The organism is Bacillus glycinifermentans, from assembly GCF_001042475.2.
GTDB lineage: Bacteria > Bacillota > Bacilli > Bacillales > Bacillaceae > Bacillus > Bacillus glycinifermentans.
This window is the reverse complement of record NZ_LECW02000020.1, coordinates 121,900-139,498: the sequence shown is the minus strand read 5'-3', so window position 1 is coordinate 139,498 and position 17,599 is coordinate 121,900. Positions and strand designations below refer to the sequence as shown.

Sequence of the window (17,599 nt, the reverse complement as noted above, 5' to 3'; positions counted from 1 at the left end):
TTGATCATTTGTGCTTTTTAGAAAATAAAAAGCCTCCTTTTGCGGAGGCTTTTGTTATTGAGTGTGAAAATCAGTGACTTCAAGAGGCCGCATCATATCATAATCTTCATGCTCCAGTATGTGGCAATGCCATACATATCTGCCGCTGTACGGGCTGAAAGTGGCGAGAATCCGCGTGACCGATCCAGGCGGTACTTTTACGGTATCTTTCATGCCTCTTTCGTTTGCAGCTGGAGCGACGGCAGGGCCTGTAAAAATCAGCTCCCCATTTTGCTGAAAGCGCTCTGTATCAAACGGGCGGTGGTCGAGAATGAAAAATTGAATAAGGTGCAAATGAATCGGATGAATCGCTCCTCCCGCATTGACGATCGACCAGATTTCGGTGCTGTTCCGCCTAGGCGTCTCTGTTACAGGGTCGCTCCATCGCGTATTGTTCAGGAGCAGGACGGGCCTGCCGTATTGATCCTGCGACGCACCCAATGTCAATTTTCTGATGGCATCGATTTTTTGTTTTTTGATAAACGGCCGCTTTCTTAATATGCTTGGAATTTTGCTCGTATCCTTTTGTTTTAATGGTTTTGTCACACGGAACTGCATGATATCGGCATCGGTTTCCGGGTCTGCTTCTTCTCCGCCGCAGCCGATCCGGTTTTTCAATGTGATCGTTTGGCCTTCGGCATCCGAAAAATCGACGATGATGTCGAACCTTTCAGCCGGGGCGATCGTGATCGATTGGACTCTTGCCGGACGCTGGAGAAGGCCTCCGTCTGTTCCGATTTGATACATCGCATGGTCTGAATCGAAATACAGCTCAAATATTCTTGAATTTGAAGCGTTCAGAACGCGGAAACGGTATTTTCGCGGTTCGATTTCAGCATAAGGCCACACCTTGCCATTCACTAAAATGGTATCCCCGCAAAACCCGGGAACGATCGACGGATTCGGCAGATCCCGGGATGCGTTTTCGGGCTGCCGCGGATAAAACAATGAACCGTCTTCATTCAGCGACTTATCCTGGATCAAAAGGGGGATCTCATATTCTCCTTTTGGTATGTTTAGTGACTGTTCTTCCTTATCGCGGATAAAATATAAGCCGACAAGGCCCGCATATACATTCAGCCTCGTAATCGCCATGGCGTGGTCGTGGTACCAGAGAGCGCAAGCGTCCTGATGATTGGGGTATTCATACACCTCCCTTTCGAAAAACGGCCCCGTTTCTTTAAAATTCTTCGTATACCAGGCTTCCGGATAGCCGTCGCTGTCTGCCGGCGTATTTCCCCCGTGGAGATGGACGACCGTTTTCACTTCATGCTCTTCATGGCCGTCATGGTGAATCGTGTGGTCAATCGGGAGAAAGTGATAACGCGGCAGTTTATTCAGCCATTTGACGGCGACCTTTTCGTTTTTTTTGACTTCAAACGTAGGCCCAGGATAGCTTTCGTTATAGCCGAAAAGCCTGGTAGGTTCAAGATCCCGGTGAAGCTTTTGATAAAACTCTTTCATCGTTACCTCATAATAGGTTTTTGTCTTGCTTTTTGTATGAGGTTTGATCACTTTTGGAATGGGCAGCGGGTCGACAAATTTTTCAAGCTTCATGTTTCACCTGTCCTCTATGTTCTGATAAATAGGTCAGTATATTATAAGACGGGACCTCTGTTTAGGTTCCTGCCGGGGAAAGAAATAGACGCAGGCGAAAAGAGCCTAAGTATTACGAAGAAATGAACAAGATGTTTCAAAACCATTAAATATCGTATTGAAAGCGGTTTTAAAGAGGGCGGAAGTGGAGCTTTCCCGTTTGGCGGTGTTACATTATGGGTAAGCTGAAAGCGGCTTGAAAGGAGATGTTGGCGGGTGCCGAAAAGGATAGATTGGATCGATGTGTCAAAAGGGCTGGGAATTATTTTGGTCGTTTTAGGTCATACGCCGACGACCGATTGGCTGAAGACCTTCATTTTTTCTTTTCATATGCCGCTGTTTTTCTTTTTGTCAGGGCTTGTCTATCATGATGCGAATATGACCTTTCTTTCGTTCCTGTACAAAAAGGTGAAGACGCTCCTTCTGCCTTACTTCATATTTTCCGCCCTTGCCTATTTGTTCTGGTTTTTCGTCGAAAGGCATTTTACGTTCAGCGGCAGCGCGGACGTCGATCCGCTTGTTCCGTTTAAAGGAATTTTCTATTCCATGCCTGATGACTAATGCTGACGCATAATCCGGCTCTCTGGTTTTTAACGTGTCTGTTCGTTGTAGAAATGCTGTTTTTCGTAATGAGAAATGGGCTGAAGGCCCGATATGTCGTATTTATCGTCATGTTATGCGCTCTGTTAAGCTATTTCAATTATCAATATTTCGAAATCAAGCTTCCGTGGAATATCGAAGTGGCATTGACCGCTCTTTCCTTCTACACGGCCGGTTATTTTCTGAAACAAGATTTGCGGAACGTCAAGCATCGCAAAGCACTGCTGATCGCGGTGATTCTGTTTATTGCTGTCGGCTTTCTTCAAAGCCGGAATGTCAGGGTGGATATGAGAGCGAATGAGTACGGAAACATGGCGATCTTTTATATCACGTCATTTTTAGGGACGGCCGGCGTGATTTTCGCAAGCTTTAAACTTCAGTATGCCGCGCCTCTTCAATTCCTCGGCAAAAATTCATTGGTTATCCTTGTCCTACACTACCCGGTGATCCGGGCGTTAAAAGCCGTCGTTTATTATCTCATGAATGTTTCTCTTGATGAGACCTACGGCTCTGTCGTGTGGAGCGGCGTATATACGGCTGCAACCTTGATGATTATGGTTCCGTGCATTTTCATTTTGAACAGGTACCCGGTCTTGCTCGGAAGGAGAAGAAGATGCTGAATGAACAAGCTTTGCAGGAGATTTTGCTGCAAGGCTTTTGCCGTTATCTCCTTTATGAAAAAAAGAAATAATATTCAGAAAAGACATTGAAGCCGTTTTGCTTTTATTCCGAGGGGTGAAAACAGTTTTTGGGAAACCTTGATGCACCGGGGTTTATCGGGGATTGGCCGAATTGAAATATGTTTCCTCCGTTAAAAAATGTTCTATTGCGTCTATAATTCTGCAAGAAGTGAATCATGTTTCTATAGACTCACTCAAGTTTTGCTTTGTATGATTAAAAAGCGAATACACGGATGGGAAAGGAAGCTTTTTATGGAAAGGTACGACGAATTAAAAAAAGGAGAAACCGGGGCGTGGGTCAGCATTTGCGCTTACCTCGTTCTGTCGGCCGTTAAGCTGTTCATCGGATACGTCTTTCATTCCGAGGCCCTCAAGGCAGACGGGCTTAACAATACGACGGACATCATTGCCTCTTTAGCGGTGCTGATCGGTCTCAGGATTTCGCAAAAGCCGCCTGATGAAGACCATCCGTACGGACACTTTAGAGCTGAGACGATCGCCTCGCTCGTCGCTTCTTTTATCATGATGGTTGTCGGGCTTGAGGTTCTGTATAGTTCGGGGGAGTCATTTTTGCATCCGCGGGAAACCACCCCTGATATGATAGCGGCTTGGACGGCGGTCGGGAGTGCGGCCGTGATGTTTTTGGTGTACGCCTATAATAGGCGGCTCGCCGAAAAGGTGAACAGCCAGGCACTGCATGCGGCAGCTGCAGATAATAGATCTGATGCCATCGTCAGCATCGGAACGTTTACCGGTATTTTTGCGTCGCAATTTAACCTCGCCTGGGTCGATACGTTAGCGGCGTTTATCATCGGGCTGATCATTTGCAAAACCGCGTGGGACATTTTTAAAGAAGCCGCTCATTCCTTGACGGACGGATTTGATATAAAGGATATTTCGACATATAAAGAAACGATTCAAAAAGTTCCCGGCGTCGGCAGGATCAAGGATGTGAAGGCGAGATATTTGGGAAGCGCCGTGCATGTTGAAGTCATCGTAGAGGTGAGGCCTGATCTGAACATTTTGGAAAGCCACGATATCGCCGATGAGATCGAAAGAAAAATGCAGGAGGAGCACTCGATCATCCACTCACATGTTCATATAGAACCGTTCAAAGACGGCGAAAAATAACCTTTTTCATTTTGGAAAAGGTTATTTTTATTTACATAGAAAGAGAGTTTAACCATTTAGTTGTTTTCTGCCGAAACATCGTTTATCGTAAAGTTAAATCAATTTCGAATCCGTACGCATGAGGAGGAAAAGGATGGCTTACGAAGAAACGCTGCATCCTGTTTTGGGAAAAGTAGCCGATAATATTGATAAAGTAATGGTAGGAAAGAAAGATATTGCCGTATTGAGCCTGACCGCCATTCTTGCCAACGGCCATGTGCTTTTGGAGGATGTGCCCGGAGTGGGGAAGACGATGATGGTTCGCACGCTGGCGAAATCGACGGGCGCCGAATTTAAGAGAATTCAGTTTACGCCGGATTTACTGCCATCAGACGTAACAGGCGTTTCCATATATAATCCGAAAACCCTTGAATTTGAATACCGTTCAGGCCCGATTATGGGGGATATCGTGTTGGCGGATGAAATCAACCGTACATCGCCAAAAACCCAGTCGGCTCTGCTTGAAGCGATGGAGGAAGGGAGCGTGACCGTCGACGGTGTGACGATGCCGCTTTCTAAGCCTTTTTTTGTCATGGCTACCCAAAACCCGGTGGAATATGAAGGAACGTATCCGCTGCCTGAAGCACAGCTTGACCGCTTTCTATTCAAGCTTCGAATGGGCTATCCAACGGTCGCTGAAGAGATTCGTGTGCTGGACCTTCAGGAAAAAAGCCGTCCGATTGAGGAGATTGAGCCGGTGATCACGAAGGATGAGCTGGCCGGCTTCCAAAAAGAGGCCGAAACGGTTTATGTGGATGCTTCCATTAAGGAATATATTGTTGACATCACGCAACAAACAAGACATCATTCAGACGTCTATCTCGGCGTCAGCCCCCGCGGTTCGATCGCCCTGATGAAAGCTGCGCAGGCGTTTGCTTTCCTGTATAACCGCGATTATGTAATACCGGATGATATCCAGTACCTTGCGCCTTTTACGCTTCCGCACAGAATGATTTTGCGGTCGGAGGCGAAATTTGAAGGAAAGCGTCCGGAGACGGTTCTTCAGGAGATCATGGCGAAAGCGAAGGTTCCCGTTGGAAGGTCGATGAGCAGATAATGAGAGAGCGCATCGGTCATATCAGGTTTTGGTGGAAGCTGTTTATTTTATTTCTTCTTTTAATATCGACGTTCTGCTATGCGATGTTTCAAGGGGGATTTGTCAGCTGGTTTTTGTTTTACGTTTTTCTTCCCTTCGTCTTGTACGCCGTCTTATTTGCTATGTACCCGCTGAAGAAAATCGAGGCCGAACGAACGCTCAGCCGCGGACAGTTTAAAGCCGGCGATCAGCTTGAAGCCGTCATTACCATAAAGAGAAAATTTCCGTTTCCGCTTATGTTTATGATCGTTGAAGACTGCCTTCCCGGGTCTCTTTTAAAAAACGGCCATGCGCAGAGAGCGCTGCGGTTTCTTTTTCCCTGGTTTCAAAAAGAAATCAAAATGGCTTATACGATCCCGTCCGTTCCGAGGGGCGATCATCGTCTCAACACGGTCAGAATCCGTACAGGCGATCCCTTGGGGCTTCTGGAAAAGGAAGTATATGTACGGCTTGAAACCTCATTTCTCGTTCTGCCTTCGTATCAAAAGATCAGGTACGATGCCAATACTGGAAGCTTTGACGATAAAGCCGGACATGCCGCCGACTTTCAGAGGCAAAACAGCTATTTGGCTTCAAGCGTGAGGGAATATCAGCCGGGGGACCGCTTTTCGTGGGTGGACTGGAAGACGTCGGCGAGGCGGAACCGGCTGATGACAAAGGAGTTTGAACAGGTGAAGGGCCGGAATTTGTGCGTTTTCATGGATCGTACCCCTTCTCCGGCTTTTGAAGACATCGTTGTCTTTACCGCTTCGGTGCTGCGCGCGGCCCTTCAAAACGGGGCCTGTGCCGGGCTTGTTTCGATTGGAAAAGATCGATCCTTGTTTCCGATCCGCGGCGGAGAAGATCATTTAAGGAAGCTCTTTCATCATTTGGCGCTGGCAGATTGCGATTCCCCCCATCCGTTTCACAAGCTGCTGGAGAGCGAGCTTCAGCTGCCCGATATGAGGAAGACGGCGAAATATATCGTGACAGGCCGCATGACAGCCGGGTTATCGCACGTGTTGGGAAACGCATCAAAAGACAAGGCGCCGTCCGTATTTCTCATCAAAGAAAAAGGCGGCGCTGTCTCACCGGAAGAGAATGCGGCGATCGAGCATGTAAAAGCGCGCGGAATCGAAGTCAGCGTCATTAGCGGAGAGCGCTTTTCGCATGTTTTTTTGAAAGCGAGGTGAGATGATGATGTCCAAAGAACAAAACGGCCGGGTCAGTCTGCTGATTTTTTATGTTTTAACCTTTTTGCTGCTATGGGAGTGGCTCCGCCCCTTGCAGTATTTTACCGATACGGGGCATACCGTCTTTTTTATCGTATTTATCGCTATCGTTTTTCTGATGACGTTTTTTAAAGTTCCTTGGTTTATCAGGTTTCCGGTCAGCCTCGGTTTCATTCTGTTTGCCCTTCATTGGATATTTTACGAAGGATCATTGCTTCAACCTTCCTGGCTCGGAATGCTCGCAGGCGAAGTGAATCGAAACCTGTCGTACATCTTTTCGGGAATGTGGCGGGATATGTCGCCTTTATTTCGGACGCTGCTCTTTTTCGTCCTGCTTTGGCTGCTCGTCTACCTTCTGCACTATTGGGTGATTTATCAGCGGAGAATTTTCTTCTTTTTCATCATGACCGTCGTTTATATTACGGTGATCGATACGTTTACGCCGTTTGACGCGTCGCATGCGATCATCCGGATCGTTGTGTTCGGCTTTCTCCTGCTCGGAATGCTGTTTTTGGAGCGGATAAAGGAAAGCGAGAGGTTCAAAGCTTCCCCATCGTTATTTGCCAAATGGTTTGCCCCGCTCATGCTGTTGACGGCTGCCGCCGCGGCCATTGGAATAGCTGCGCCGAAGGCTGATCCGATCTGGCCTGATCCGGTTCCGTTCCTCAAGACGGCGGCAACCGGCGATTTTTCTTCAGGGGGAAAAGCAAAAGTCGGGTATGGCACGAATGATGAATCATTGGGCGGACCGTTTACGCAGGACGATACACGGGTGTTTTCGTGGCAGGGCAATGAAAGAAGCTATTTCAGAGTCGAAACGAAAAGCTATTACACTGGCAAAGGCTGGACTGAAGATGAGAAAGCGGGGGCATCGATCAACCTTGATGACACGAGGCTTAATTATGCATGGTATGAAGCCGGCGTAAAAACGGAAACGCGGAAAGTCAAGGTCGACATCAATCCGTCTTACCGCTATCACCATGTCCTTTACCCGATCGGGACGACGGACATCTTATTGGACAATTTTGTGCCGCTCGCGATGAACAGCCGAACGGAGCGGATCATTCCGGTCGGCAAGATGGGAGTCGATGTGAAAAACCTTGGAAGCTATACAGTGACCTATCAATCTCCCGTTTTTGACGTGAACAAGCTTCAACGCATCAGCACGGATACTGAAGGAGAATGGAGCAAAAACCATCAAAAATACTTGCAGCTCCCCGACTCCCTTCCTGAGCGTGTCAAACGGCTCGCCCATGATCTGACGAAAGATCGTGACAACGTGTATGACAAGGCGAAAGCGATTGAAGATTATCTCGGGTCTTCCGAGTTTTCGTATGAGACGAAAGATGTTGCCGTTCCGAAAAATGATCAGGATTACGTCGATCAATTTTTATTTGAGACGAAAATCGGGTATTGCGACAACTTTTCAACGGCCATGATCGTGCTTTTGCGGTCTGCCGGGGTACCGGCCCGCTGGGTGAAGGGCTATACATCGGGACAGTATGCCGGAACGTCGCAGGACCGGGACCATAACGTTTATGAAGTGACAAACAACAATGCCCATTCCTGGGTTGAAGTCTACTTTAAAGGGCAGGGATGGGTGACGTTTGAACCGACAAAAGGTTTTATCAATCCGGAGCAGCTAGTCGAGCAGTCAAGCGGACAGCACAATGATGCTTCTTCAGGAGCGGCTGAAAAAGAACAGGATCATTCCGGAGATCGACCGGAACAGGCCGCAAAAGAAGAACACAAAAACGATCAGAAACAAGCGCTTGATCAAAAACAAGGCCGCCAAACGGACGCGGCTGCTGAACGCTGGGACGCCGGCAGTGCGCTCTCGTACGGCGGGCTGGTGCTGCTTATCCTGCTTGTCGCGGGAGCATCGCTCTACTTTACCCGGGCTGGATGGTTGCCGATGCTTATTGCTGCCAGGCTGAAAAAGCGGCGGGATGATGCCGTTTTTTTCAAGGCTTATGACGGACTGCTCCGCCAGTTGAAGCGAAAAGGCATGAAAAAAGAAGCGGGCGAGACGCTCCGCGAATTTGCGGAAAAGGTTGATGAACGTTACAAAACTGATGACATGACCCGGTTGACGCTGCGGTATGAACGGGCTCTTTATCGGAAAGAAAACGCGCGGGAGCTTTGGAATGAATCAGTTGAGTTATGGGAAAATTTAATTAAAAGGAGATAGTCTTGACCGCTTTCTTTCCTATTGTTAGAATAAGTGAATATTAAAAAACCTTATATATTATTGCTGGCAGGCCCGGCGTCTGCCGTTTAAACAAAGCCGGGCCTTAGTCCCGCGAATGGGGGCAGGACTGCTGTATGTCTGCCGCCATTTTTTCTGTGCAATAGACAATTTGATAAAGAGGTGACACCATGACGAAGTTAGTAAATGAAATGATTCTTGTATTGGATTTTGGAAGTCAGTACAACCAGCTGATCACTCGGCGCATACGTGAGTTTGGTGTATACAGCGAGCTGCATCCGCACACTTTGACTGCGGAAGAAATCAAGAAAATGAATCCGAAGGGAATTATTTTGTCCGGGGGTCCGAACAGCGTATATGACGAAGCATCTTTCCGCTGTGACGAAAAGATCTTTGACCTGGACATCCCGGTTCTTGGAATTTGCTACGGCATGCAGCTGATGACCCATTACCTCGGCGGCAGAGTGGAAGCGGCAAGTCAGCGTGAGTACGGAAAAGCGGACATTCAGATTAAAGGCGAGCCTGATCTGTTTAAAGATCTTCCGAAAGAACAAGTCGTCTGGATGAGTCATGGTGATTTAGTTGTTGAAGTTCCGGAAGGCTTCACCGTTGATGCGACGAGCCATCATTGCCCGAATTCCGCGATGAGCAAAAAAGACAAAAAATGGTACGGCGTTCAGTTCCATCCGGAAGTACGCCACTCTGAATACGGAAACGATCTGCTGAAAAACTTCGTTTTCGAGGTTTGCGAGTGTGCCGGAGAATGGTCAATGGAGAACTTCATCGAAATCGAAATGCAAAAAATCCGTGAAACAGTCGGCGACAAACAAGTGTTATGCGCGCTAAGCGGCGGGGTCGATTCCTCTGTCGTCGCAGTGCTGATCCATAAAGCGATCGGCGATCAGCTGACGTGTATTTTCGTCGATCACGGCCTGCTTCGCAAAGGTGAAGCGGAAGGCGTCATGAAGACGTTCAGCGAAGGCTTTAACATGAACGTCATCAAAGTCGATGCAAAAGACCGCTTCCTCAACAAGCTGAAAGGTGTTTCAGATCCTGAACAAAAGCGGAAAATCATCGGCAATGAGTTTATCTATGTGTTTGACGATGAAGCGGACAAGCTGAAAGGAATCGACTTCCTGGCGCAAGGAACCCTTTATACCGACATTATCGAGAGCGGAACGGCGACTGCGCAGACGATCAAGTCTCACCACAATGTCGGCGGACTGCCGGAAGACATGCAGTTTGAGCTGATCGAACCGCTGAATACGCTGTTTAAAGACGAAGTCCGCGCGCTTGGCACAGAGCTCGGCATTCCTGATGAGATCGTTTGGCGCCAGCCGTTCCCTGGTCCGGGCCTTGGAATTCGCGTGTTAGGAGAAGTAACGGAAGAAAAGCTGGAAATCGTCCGTGAATCAGACGCGATCCTGCGCGAAGAAATCGCCAAAGCCGGCCTTGACCGCGACATTTGGCAATACTTCACCGTCCTTCCTGATATCCGCAGCGTCGGCGTCATGGGAGACGCGAGAACGTATGATTACACAATCGGCATTCGCGCCGTCACTTCTATCGACGGCATGACATCAGACTGGGCAAGAATCCCGTGGGATATCCTCGAAAAGATTTCGACGCGGATCGTCAACGAAGTGAAGCATATCAACAGAGTGGTGTACGATATTACCTCTAAGCCGCCTGCGACAATTGAATGGGAATAATAACGATGCCCCGGATCTTTACGGATTTGGGGCTTTTTATTGTTGGGATAATGTTTTATTTGCATAGCTTTCCGAATAACGCAGAGACCGAATTGGAACATACAGTAAACGAACGTAGCGGACGTTATTTTACATAACGTTCGTTTTTTTATTGTGTTTACGGTAAGATATTGTTACAATAGCATAGTAATTGAAAAAGAACTTGTCGTATAATCATGGGAATATGGCCCATAAGTTTCTACCAAGCTACCGTAAATAGCTTGACTACGCTGGTATATATTGATTTGATTTCTAAAACTTTCAGTATGAAATATGCCGTAGTCAAGCGTCCCGTCTAATTGGGGCGTTTTTTGTTTAAAAGCAAAGGTTTATGAAACAATAAAAACGACAGAAAATCGAGAGGAGTTACCATTTTGAAGCGTTTCTTTCAGTTTGACGAATTGAGTACAAATTATCGGAGAGAAATTATCGGCGGACTGACAACTTTTTTGTCAATGGCTTACATTTTGTTTGTCAACCCGCTGACCCTTTCTCTCGCTTCAGTCACTGATTTTCCGAATGATTTAAGAATAGATCAAGGTTCGGTCTTTACAGCGACAGCGATCGCTTCTGCCGTCGGCTGTATTTTGATGGGTCTCATCGCGAAATATCCGATTGCCATCGCTCCCGGAATGGGACTGAATGCGTTTTTCGCTTTCACCGTCGTCTTGAACATGGGTATTTCCTGGCAGACGGCTTTATCAGGCGTATTCATTTCAGGACTTATTTTTGTCGGTCTATCATTAACAGGCTTGCGGGAAAAAATCATCAATGCCATTCCGCCTGAGCTTAAACTAGCGGTCGGCGCCGGCATCGGCCTTTTCATTACGTTTGTCGGTCTGCAAGGTTCGAAAATTATCGTGGCGAATCCGAGCACGCTCGTTTCTCTCGGAAACATCCACAGCGGTCCTGTGCTGCTGACGATCTTCGGAATAATCGTCACCGTCATTTTGATGGTGCTCCGGGTGAACGGGGCCGTCTTCTTCGGAATGCTGATCACGGCTGTGGCCGGTATATTGACCGGCTTGATCGATGCGCCGACAAAGATTGTCGACAAAATTCCAAGCCTTGAACCGACGTTTGGACAAGCCATCATTCATTTGCAAGATATTTTTTCTATGAATATGCTGATCGTCATTTTAACGTTTTTGTTTGTCGGATTTTTTGACACCGCCGGCACGCTGGTAGCGGTGGCGACACAGGCGGGATTAATGAAGGAAAACAAACTGCCGAGGGCCGGCAGAGCGCTGTTTGCCGATTCGTCTTCCATCGTTGTCGGCGCCGTCCTCGGAACATCAACGACGACTTCTTATGTTGAATCAAGCGCGGGTGTTGCCGCAGGTGCAAGGTCCGGTTTTGCGGCTGTTGTAACAGGGATTCTGTTTTTATTTGCGATGTTTTTCTCTCCGCTGCTTACCGTCGTGACATCAAATGTGACGGCTCCTGCATTGATCGTTGTTGGCGTTTTAATGGTGGCTCCTCTCGTTAAAATCGACTGGACCAGGTTTGAAATCGCCGTTCCCGCGTTTTTAACGATGATCTGCATGCCGCTGACATACAGCATCGCGACCGGGATTGCGATCGGCTTTATCTTTTATCCGATCACTATGATTTTTAAAGGAAAAGCGAAAGAAGTCCATCCGATTATGTACTGCCTGTTCGTGATCTTTATTCTTTACTTTATTTTCTTGAATCATTAAGCTTTTCGCAGCCGATAACTCTTGCGGGTTATCGGCTTTTTTGTGTATATCTCGAAATTAGGCGAACCGTGCAAAACCTTTCGCGTCCGTTCAGCGTTATATATAATGACCGCCAAATCTGTTTTAAAATAGTGGTTTTGCTTGACTGTTTTGCAAGGCTTAGGTAATTTATAAAAGAAATCAGTAGCATTAGCTTTGGGCCAAAGAATAGGAGTTGCTTATATGATTGATGAACAATATAAAGAAAAAAGTCATGATGAAGATCATGAACCTGAGATAGATCAGCCGGCATCAAGGATGTCCAGAAGCTCGCGTAACGCGAGGGCGGCGAAGGAGACAGACGGAACACCGCAGACGAAAGTCAAAACGGTTTTGCGAAGCGTAAATGCCGCTTTAGTCCGTTATTTCAGCTTTATGCTCGATGTGTTAAAGTCCCCTGTACAGGCGGCCGAAGAAAACGACCGGTCTTATTTTAAGTATTCCGTTATTTCGATGACGCTGTTAGCCGTTTTCTTTTCGCTCGGAAACTTTTATCAGCTATTGTCCGGCCGCGGCAGGGTTCTTGGATTTGGCGTGTCGGTCTCATTCATGGAAGTGTTTCTCGTCGTTTTCCTTTACTGCATGATCTTTATGTTCTGGAACATCGCGGCGATTTGGGCGGCGTCGAGGTTTTGGCTGAAGAATAAACTGTCCTTTGCCGAAACTGCGACCAAGTACGGCTCGCTGCTGGTTCCGTTTATCATCCCTGCCGCTCTGTGGATGGTTTGTGCGATTTTGAACATCACGACGATGACGGTGATCCTGTCGATCCTGATGTTTTTGGGAACGGTATTCGGGACGTTTTTCATGATTCAGTCCATTTATGGAAAAAGCGAAAGGACGCGGACGGATTTAATGTATTGCGTCTTTGCCGTCCTGTTGGCCGAATTGGTATATGCCGGAGTGACATGGAAGTTCATGGTCGGCTATTTGCTGTCTTCGCTCGTTCCGGTGTAATGAGCCTTAAACCGGTTCACATGTTGAACCGGCTTTTTTGATCATAAAATCCGAGTTGACTCATAAGAATAATAAGTATAATATAAAAACACATGTCAGTTCGGATCGGGGGGAGTGATCAATGGCCAATTTTCTCCGCAAAGCCATTCATGAAAAAAAGAAATGGCTCATCAGACAGATCGTGAAGTCAGGACGGATAGACAATCCAAACGATTTATCGGCATATACGCTGACTGATCTTGAAAAGGTGCACCGTTCAGTAACGGAACATCATACAAAAAAGCGGCCGTAAGCATGATAACGGCACAGGCCAGGGCGTTTTGCAAAACGCCTTTTTTTGTTGTTTCACAAGCTTTGAAACTTCTCTAAAAAGGGTAAACTGATCATAATTGGAACGCGATGTCGGATTGTCGAAAAATTTTGCGGTGAAGCAAGGACATTACAGGATTGTATATGCGGAATTTCTCTAGTAGAATATGATTGCTTCTGCATCTAAAGGAGGGATTGGAGTTGCTTCACACGGCATTTATCCACGCTGTGAGTATGGTTGGCATTATTCTGGTTATCAATATTATATATGTAACATTTTTAACCCTTCGAATGATACTGACATTGAAAGGTCAGCGGTATTTGGCCGCTTTTATCGGTACGATCGAAATGCTGGTCTACGTCGTCGGACTTGGGCTGGTTTTAGATAATTTAAATCAAGTCCAAAACGTGATCGCCTATGCGATGGGATTTGGAATCGGAATTATCGTAGGCACGAAAATCGAAGAAAAACTTGCGCTCGGATATATTATGGTAAACGCGATTACGAAGGAGCTCGATTTGGATCTTCCGAAACAGCTCCGCGAAAAAGGGTACGGCGTCACTCACTGGGTCGTCGGCGGACTTGAAGGCGACAGAACGGCGATGCAGATTTTGACGCCGAGAAAGTATGAACTGCAATTGTACGAGACGATCAAATCGATCGACTCAAAAGCCTTTATCGTTTCCTACGAACCGAAAACGATCCACGGCGGCTTCTGGGTGAAGGCCGTTAAGAAAAGGAGAATTAAAGAATAATGACAAAGCCGAAGAAAAAACGCTTTGAAGTGGCTGAAGGCGAAACGATCGACGCCGTGTTGAGCCGCATGCAGAAAGAAGGATATACGCCGGTGCGCCGGATGGAGGAGCCGGTGTTTAAAGAAACGGAGGAAAATGGAACGATTCAGGTTGTTCCGTGCGGAAGGAAAATTATATTTGAAGGGAAATTGACCTAAAACCGAACATTAAAACAATAAAAAATAGTATTGTTCGATAATGTCGTTGACATTATGGAAGTCCGTTGTTAAGATAAACATGACATGAAAACACGACCTCATATAATCTTGGGAATATGGCCCATAAGTCTCTACCCGATGACCGTAAATCATCGGACTATGCAGGAAAGTGGACAATAAACTGACATGGAAATCGCGAGAAGCGGACGACTGACGATTAACGCGCCATGCCCGGTTTGTGTTGCTTCCTAAAATGCAATACAAAGCCGGGCTTTTTGTTTGCGATGAATTACAGCTAAAGGTGGGACAATCAAATGCAGCCTCTTGCAGGTGTTATTATGGGAAGCACATCAGACTGGGAAACGATGAAGCATGCTTGCGACATACTAGAAGAATTAAAGATTCCATTTGAGAAAAAGGTTGTTTCCGCTCATCGGACGCCTGATCTTATGTTTGATTATGCCGAAACGGCGCGGGAAAGGGGCTTGAAAGTGATCATTGCCGGAGCGGGGGGCGCCGCCCATCTGCCCGGAATGGTCGCGTCCAAAACGACGCTGCCTGTCATCGGCGTTCCGGTGCAGTCAAAAGCGCTGAACGGACTTGACTCGCTTTTATCGATCGTCCAAATGCCTGGCGGCGTTCCGGTGGCTACCGTTGCGATCGGAAAAGCAGGAGCCGTCAATGCGGGGCTGCTGGCGGCGCAAATCCTTTCCGCGTTTGATGAAAAAATAGCCCGCATTTTGAGCGAACGAAGGGAAACGATCAGACAAACCGTGTTGGAAAGCAGTGATCAGCTTGGATAAACAAACGATTTTTCCTGGTGCGACAATCGGTATCATCGGAGGCGGCCAGCTCGGCAAAATGATGGCTGTCGCCGCAAAGCAAATGGGCTATCGCGTAGCGGTCGTTGATCCCGTTCCTTCCTCGCCGTGCGGACAGGTGGCGGACCTTGAAATCACAGCGGCCTACAATGATCAAGAAGCGATCGAAAAGCTGGCGGAAGCGAGCGATGTCATCACCTATGAATTTGAAAACATCGACTATGACGCCTTGAACTGGCTAAAAGAGAATGCTTACCTGCCGCAGGGAAGCGAGCTTTTGCTGTTGACCCAAAACAGGGAGACGGAGAAAAAAGCGATCGAATCAGCCGGCTGCAGGGTGGCGCCGTACAGAATCATTCATGACCGCACAGAGCTTGAAGCGTCTTTGTCAGAGCTCGGGCTTCCGGCGGTGCTGAAGACGTGCCGCGGCGGATACGACGGAAAAGGGCAGTATGTGATCAAGGAAAAAGCCCAGATCGGAGAAGCAGCAGCGCTCCTAGAGCATGGAACGTGCATTTTGGAAAGCTGGGTGCATTTTAAAATGGAGCTGTCCGTCATCGTGACGAGATCGGTGAACGGTGAAACCGCCGTATTTCCGGCTGCTGAAAATATTCATAAACACAACATTTTGTTTCAAAGCATCGTCCCGGCGAGAGCCGATGAGGCGATTCAGGAAAAAGCGGCTGACCTCGCCGTCCGGCTCGCCGAAAAGCTTCGGCTCGTCGGAACGCTGGCCGTTGAGCTTTTCCTTACGGAAGACGGCGGGCTGCTCGTCAATGAACTTGCGCCGCGCCCTCATAACTCGGGCCATTACACGCTTGATCTTTGCGAAACAAGCCAGTTTGAACAGCATATCCGCGCCGTCTGCGGATTGCCGCTCGGCAAAACAGACCTTCTCAAAGAAGGAATGATGGTGAATCTTCTCGGCGATGAAGTGTACATGGTTCAGGAAGAGCCTGAGCTGCTGAAAGAAGCGAAGCTATATATTTACGGAAAACATGAAGTAAAACCCGGCCGCAAAATGGGGCATATTACATTTATGAGAAAACCTGATCAGCATTGGATTCAGCAGATGACTGAAAAGTGGACTGAAAGAGATGGAGGAAGAGAACAATGATCGAACGTTATTCAAGACCGGAAATGGCCGCGATTTGGACGGATGAAAACAGGTTTCAGGCATGGCTTGAAGTCGAAATTTTGGCATGTGAAGCATGGGCGGAGCTTGGCGTCATTCCTAAAGAAGACGTCAAGGTTTTGCGCCAAAACGCGTCATTTGATATCGACCGCATTTTAGAAATCGAGAAAGACACGCGCCACGATGTTGTCGCCTTTACCCGCGCCGTGTCTGAAACGCTCGGCGAAGAAAGAAAATGGGTTCACTACGGTCTGACGTCAACGGACGTTGTCGATACCGCTCTTTCCTATCTATTAAAGCAGGCCAACGACATCCTGCTCAAGGACCTTGAGAGATTTATTGACATCCTAAAAGAAAAAGCAAAAGAACATAAATATACGGTCATGATGGGACGAACACACGGAGTGCATGCAGAGCCGACGACATTCGGCTTAAAGCTTGCCCTTTGGTACGAAGAAATGAAGCGCAACCTGGAGCGCTTCAAACAGGCAAAGGAAGGCATCGAAGTCGGAAAAATTTCCGGTGCTGTAGGAACATACGCAAACATCGATCCTTTCGTCGAGAAGTACGTATGCGAAAAGCTCGGCTTAAAACCGGCGCCGATTTCCACACAGACGCTGCAGCGCGACAGACACGCCGATTATATGGCGGCAATTGCCCTGATCGCAACGAGCATCGAAAAATTTGCCGTTGAAATCCGCGGGCTGCAAAAAAGCGAAACGCGCGAGGTTGAAGAATATTTCGCAAAAGGCCAGAAAGGCTCATCAGCGATGCCTCATAAGCGGAATCCGATCGGCTCTGAAAACATGACGGGAATGGCGCGCGTCATCCGCGGCTACATGCTGACGGCTTACGAAAATGTACCGCTTTGGCACGAACGCGATATTTCCCATTCTTCAGCTGAACGCATCATTCTGCCTGATGCGACGATTGCGCTGAACTACATGCTGAACCGCTTCGGCAACATCGTGAAGAACCTGACCGTGTTCCCTGAAAACATGAAGCGCAACATGGACCGCACGCTCGGACTGATCTATTCACAGCGCGTCCTGCTTGCTCTGATCGACAGCGGCATGACACGCGAGGAAGCGTATGACACAGTACAGCCGAAAGCGATGGAGGCATGGGAGAAGCAGGTGCCGTTCCGCCAGCTTGTCGAAGCCGAGGAAAACATTACGTCGCGTCTCACCTCTGAACAAATCGCCGACTGTTTCGACTACAATTATCATTTGAAAAACGTCGACTTCATTTTTGAGCGCTTAGGTTTGGCATAACATGAACCTCCCGCCCTATTCAGGCGGGAGAATAAGAGATGAAATATTTCCAACATTCG

General features: G+C 47.7%; 16 protein-coding genes and 2 riboswitches. Of the genes, 15 read left to right on the top strand and 1 reads right to left on the bottom strand.

All coding sequences use genetic code 11. From position 1 onward, the window contains the following. Positions 1 to 54: 54 nt before the first annotated feature. A complete protein-coding gene (locus tag AB447_RS12305) occupies positions 55 to 1,596 on the bottom strand; it encodes a multicopper oxidase family protein (RefSeq protein WP_048405830.1) in 1,542 nt (513 codons plus the stop codon). A 255-nt stretch (positions 1,597 to 1,851) separates the two neighbouring features. Here AB447_RS12305 and AB447_RS27260 point away from each other — a divergent pair, with 255 nt between their 5' ends. From AB447_RS27260 to purB, 15 genes are all read left to right on the top strand, one after another. Beyond that, the gene (locus tag AB447_RS27260; RefSeq protein WP_269769329.1) at positions 1,852 to 2,196 is read left to right on the top strand and encodes an acyltransferase family protein; all 345 of its coding nucleotides are present in this window, start codon (positions 1,852 to 1,854) and stop codon (positions 2,194 to 2,196) included. After that, positions 2,196 to 2,855, top strand: coding sequence for an acyltransferase family protein (locus AB447_RS12300; protein ID WP_269430219.1), 660 nt, complete (start codon positions 2,196 to 2,198; stop codon positions 2,853 to 2,855). Before AB447_RS27260 ends, AB447_RS12300 begins: the two co-directional genes overlap by 1 nt. A 312-nt stretch (positions 2,856 to 3,167) precedes the next feature. Then, on the top strand, positions 3,168 to 4,046 hold the full coding sequence (locus AB447_RS12295; RefSeq protein ID WP_048354853.1) for a cation diffusion facilitator family transporter: 879 nt from the start codon (positions 3,168 to 3,170) through the stop codon (positions 4,044 to 4,046). A gap of 133 nt (positions 4,047 to 4,179) precedes the next feature. After that, entirely contained in the window at positions 4,180 to 5,142 is a 963-nt protein-coding gene (locus tag AB447_RS12290) for an AAA family ATPase (RefSeq protein WP_048354854.1), read from the top strand. Further along, positions 5,142 to 6,353, top strand: a complete 1,212-nt coding sequence (locus AB447_RS12285) for a DUF58 domain-containing protein (RefSeq protein ID WP_048354855.1) — start codon at positions 5,142 to 5,144, stop codon at positions 6,351 to 6,353. Before AB447_RS12290 ends, AB447_RS12285 begins: the two co-directional genes overlap by 1 nt. A 1-nt stretch (position 6,354) precedes the next feature. Continuing rightward, positions 6,355 to 8,583 (top strand): DUF4129 domain-containing transglutaminase family protein, encoded by a 2,229-nt coding sequence (locus AB447_RS12280; RefSeq protein ID WP_048354856.1) that lies wholly within the window; start codon positions 6,355 to 6,357, stop codon positions 8,581 to 8,583. 188 nt (positions 8,584 to 8,771) lie between these two features. Then, positions 8,772 to 10,313 carry a glutamine-hydrolyzing GMP synthase gene (guaA, locus tag AB447_RS12275; RefSeq protein ID WP_048405831.1) on the top strand — a complete coding sequence of 514 codons (1,542 nt, stop codon included), beginning with the start codon at positions 8,772 to 8,774 and terminating at the stop codon, positions 10,311 to 10,313. Positions 10,314 to 10,498: 185 nt separating this feature from the next. Further along, a riboswitch (purine riboswitch) is annotated at positions 10,499 to 10,600 on the top strand. A gap of 126 nt (positions 10,601 to 10,726) precedes the next feature. Further along, positions 10,727 to 12,052: an NCS2 family permease gene (locus AB447_RS12270; protein WP_048354857.1), complete on the top strand. Its 1,326-nt coding sequence runs from the start codon at positions 10,727 to 10,729 to the stop codon at positions 12,050 to 12,052. 222 nt (positions 12,053 to 12,274) lie between these two features. Beyond that, positions 12,275 to 13,048, top strand: a complete 774-nt coding sequence (locus AB447_RS12265; RefSeq protein ID WP_048354858.1) for a hypothetical protein — start codon at positions 12,275 to 12,277, stop codon at positions 13,046 to 13,048. Positions 13,049 to 13,169: 121 nt separating this feature from the next. Beyond that, on the top strand, positions 13,170 to 13,340 hold the full coding sequence (locus AB447_RS26275; protein WP_172796345.1) for a hypothetical protein: 171 nt from the start codon (positions 13,170 to 13,172) through the stop codon (positions 13,338 to 13,340). A gap of 251 nt (positions 13,341 to 13,591) precedes the next feature. Then, the gene (locus AB447_RS12260; protein ID WP_096892210.1) at positions 13,592 to 14,113 is read left to right on the top strand and encodes a DUF2179 domain-containing protein; all 522 of its coding nucleotides are present in this window, start codon (positions 13,592 to 13,594) and stop codon (positions 14,111 to 14,113) included. After that, positions 14,113 to 14,310, top strand: coding sequence for an NETI motif-containing protein (locus AB447_RS12255; RefSeq protein ID WP_048354860.1), 198 nt, complete (start codon positions 14,113 to 14,115; stop codon positions 14,308 to 14,310). The genes AB447_RS12260 and AB447_RS12255 overlap by 1 nt, the downstream gene beginning before the upstream one ends. 78 nt (positions 14,311 to 14,388) lie before the next feature. Then, positions 14,389 to 14,490, top strand: a riboswitch (purine riboswitch). Between the two features lie 134 nt (positions 14,491 to 14,624). Then, positions 14,625 to 15,113 (top strand): 5-(carboxyamino)imidazole ribonucleotide mutase, encoded by a 489-nt coding sequence (purE, locus tag AB447_RS12250; protein ID WP_048354861.1) that lies wholly within the window; start codon positions 14,625 to 14,627, stop codon positions 15,111 to 15,113. Then, entirely contained in the window at positions 15,106 to 16,248 is a 1,143-nt protein-coding gene (gene purK / locus AB447_RS12245; protein ID WP_048354862.1) for a 5-(carboxyamino)imidazole ribonucleotide synthase, read from the top strand. The genes purE and purK overlap by 8 nt, the downstream gene beginning before the upstream one ends. Then, complete coding sequence (gene purB, locus AB447_RS12240) at positions 16,245 to 17,540, top strand: adenylosuccinate lyase (RefSeq protein ID WP_048354863.1); 1,296 nt, start codon at positions 16,245 to 16,247, stop codon at positions 17,538 to 17,540. Before purK ends, purB begins: the two co-directional genes overlap by 4 nt. Positions 17,541 to 17,599 lie beyond the last annotated feature (59 nt).

Coding starts and splice junctions, on each gene's coding strand:
- AB447_RS12305 (WP_048405830.1), bottom strand. CDS start 1,596: ATGAAGCTTGAAAAATTTGTCGACCCGCTGCCCATTCCAAAAGTGATC.
- AB447_RS12300 (WP_269430219.1), top strand. CDS start 2,196: ATGCTGACGCATAATCCGGCTCTCTGGTTTTTAACGTGTCTGTTCGTT.
- AB447_RS12295 (WP_048354853.1), top strand. CDS start 3,168: ATGGAAAGGTACGACGAATTAAAAAAAGGAGAAACCGGGGCGTGGGTC.
- AB447_RS12290 (WP_048354854.1), top strand. CDS start 4,180: ATGGCTTACGAAGAAACGCTGCATCCTGTTTTGGGAAAAGTAGCCGAT.
- AB447_RS12285 (WP_048354855.1), top strand. CDS start 5,142: ATGAGAGAGCGCATCGGTCATATCAGGTTTTGGTGGAAGCTGTTTATT.
- AB447_RS12280 (WP_048354856.1), top strand. CDS start 6,355: ATGATGATGTCCAAAGAACAAAACGGCCGGGTCAGTCTGCTGATTTTT.
- guaA (WP_048405831.1), top strand. CDS start 8,772: ATGACGAAGTTAGTAAATGAAATGATTCTTGTATTGGATTTTGGAAGT.
- AB447_RS12265 (WP_048354858.1), top strand. CDS start 12,275: ATGATTGATGAACAATATAAAGAAAAAAGTCATGATGAAGATCATGAA.
- AB447_RS26275 (WP_172796345.1), top strand. CDS start 13,170: ATGGCCAATTTTCTCCGCAAAGCCATTCATGAAAAAAAGAAATGGCTC.
- AB447_RS12260 (WP_096892210.1), top strand. CDS start 13,592: ATGGTTGGCATTATTCTGGTTATCAATATTATATATGTAACATTTTTA.
- AB447_RS12255 (WP_048354860.1), top strand. CDS start 14,113: ATGACAAAGCCGAAGAAAAAACGCTTTGAAGTGGCTGAAGGCGAAACG.
- purE (WP_048354861.1), top strand. CDS start 14,625: ATGCAGCCTCTTGCAGGTGTTATTATGGGAAGCACATCAGACTGGGAA.
- purB (WP_048354863.1), top strand. CDS start 16,245: ATGATCGAACGTTATTCAAGACCGGAAATGGCCGCGATTTGGACGGAT.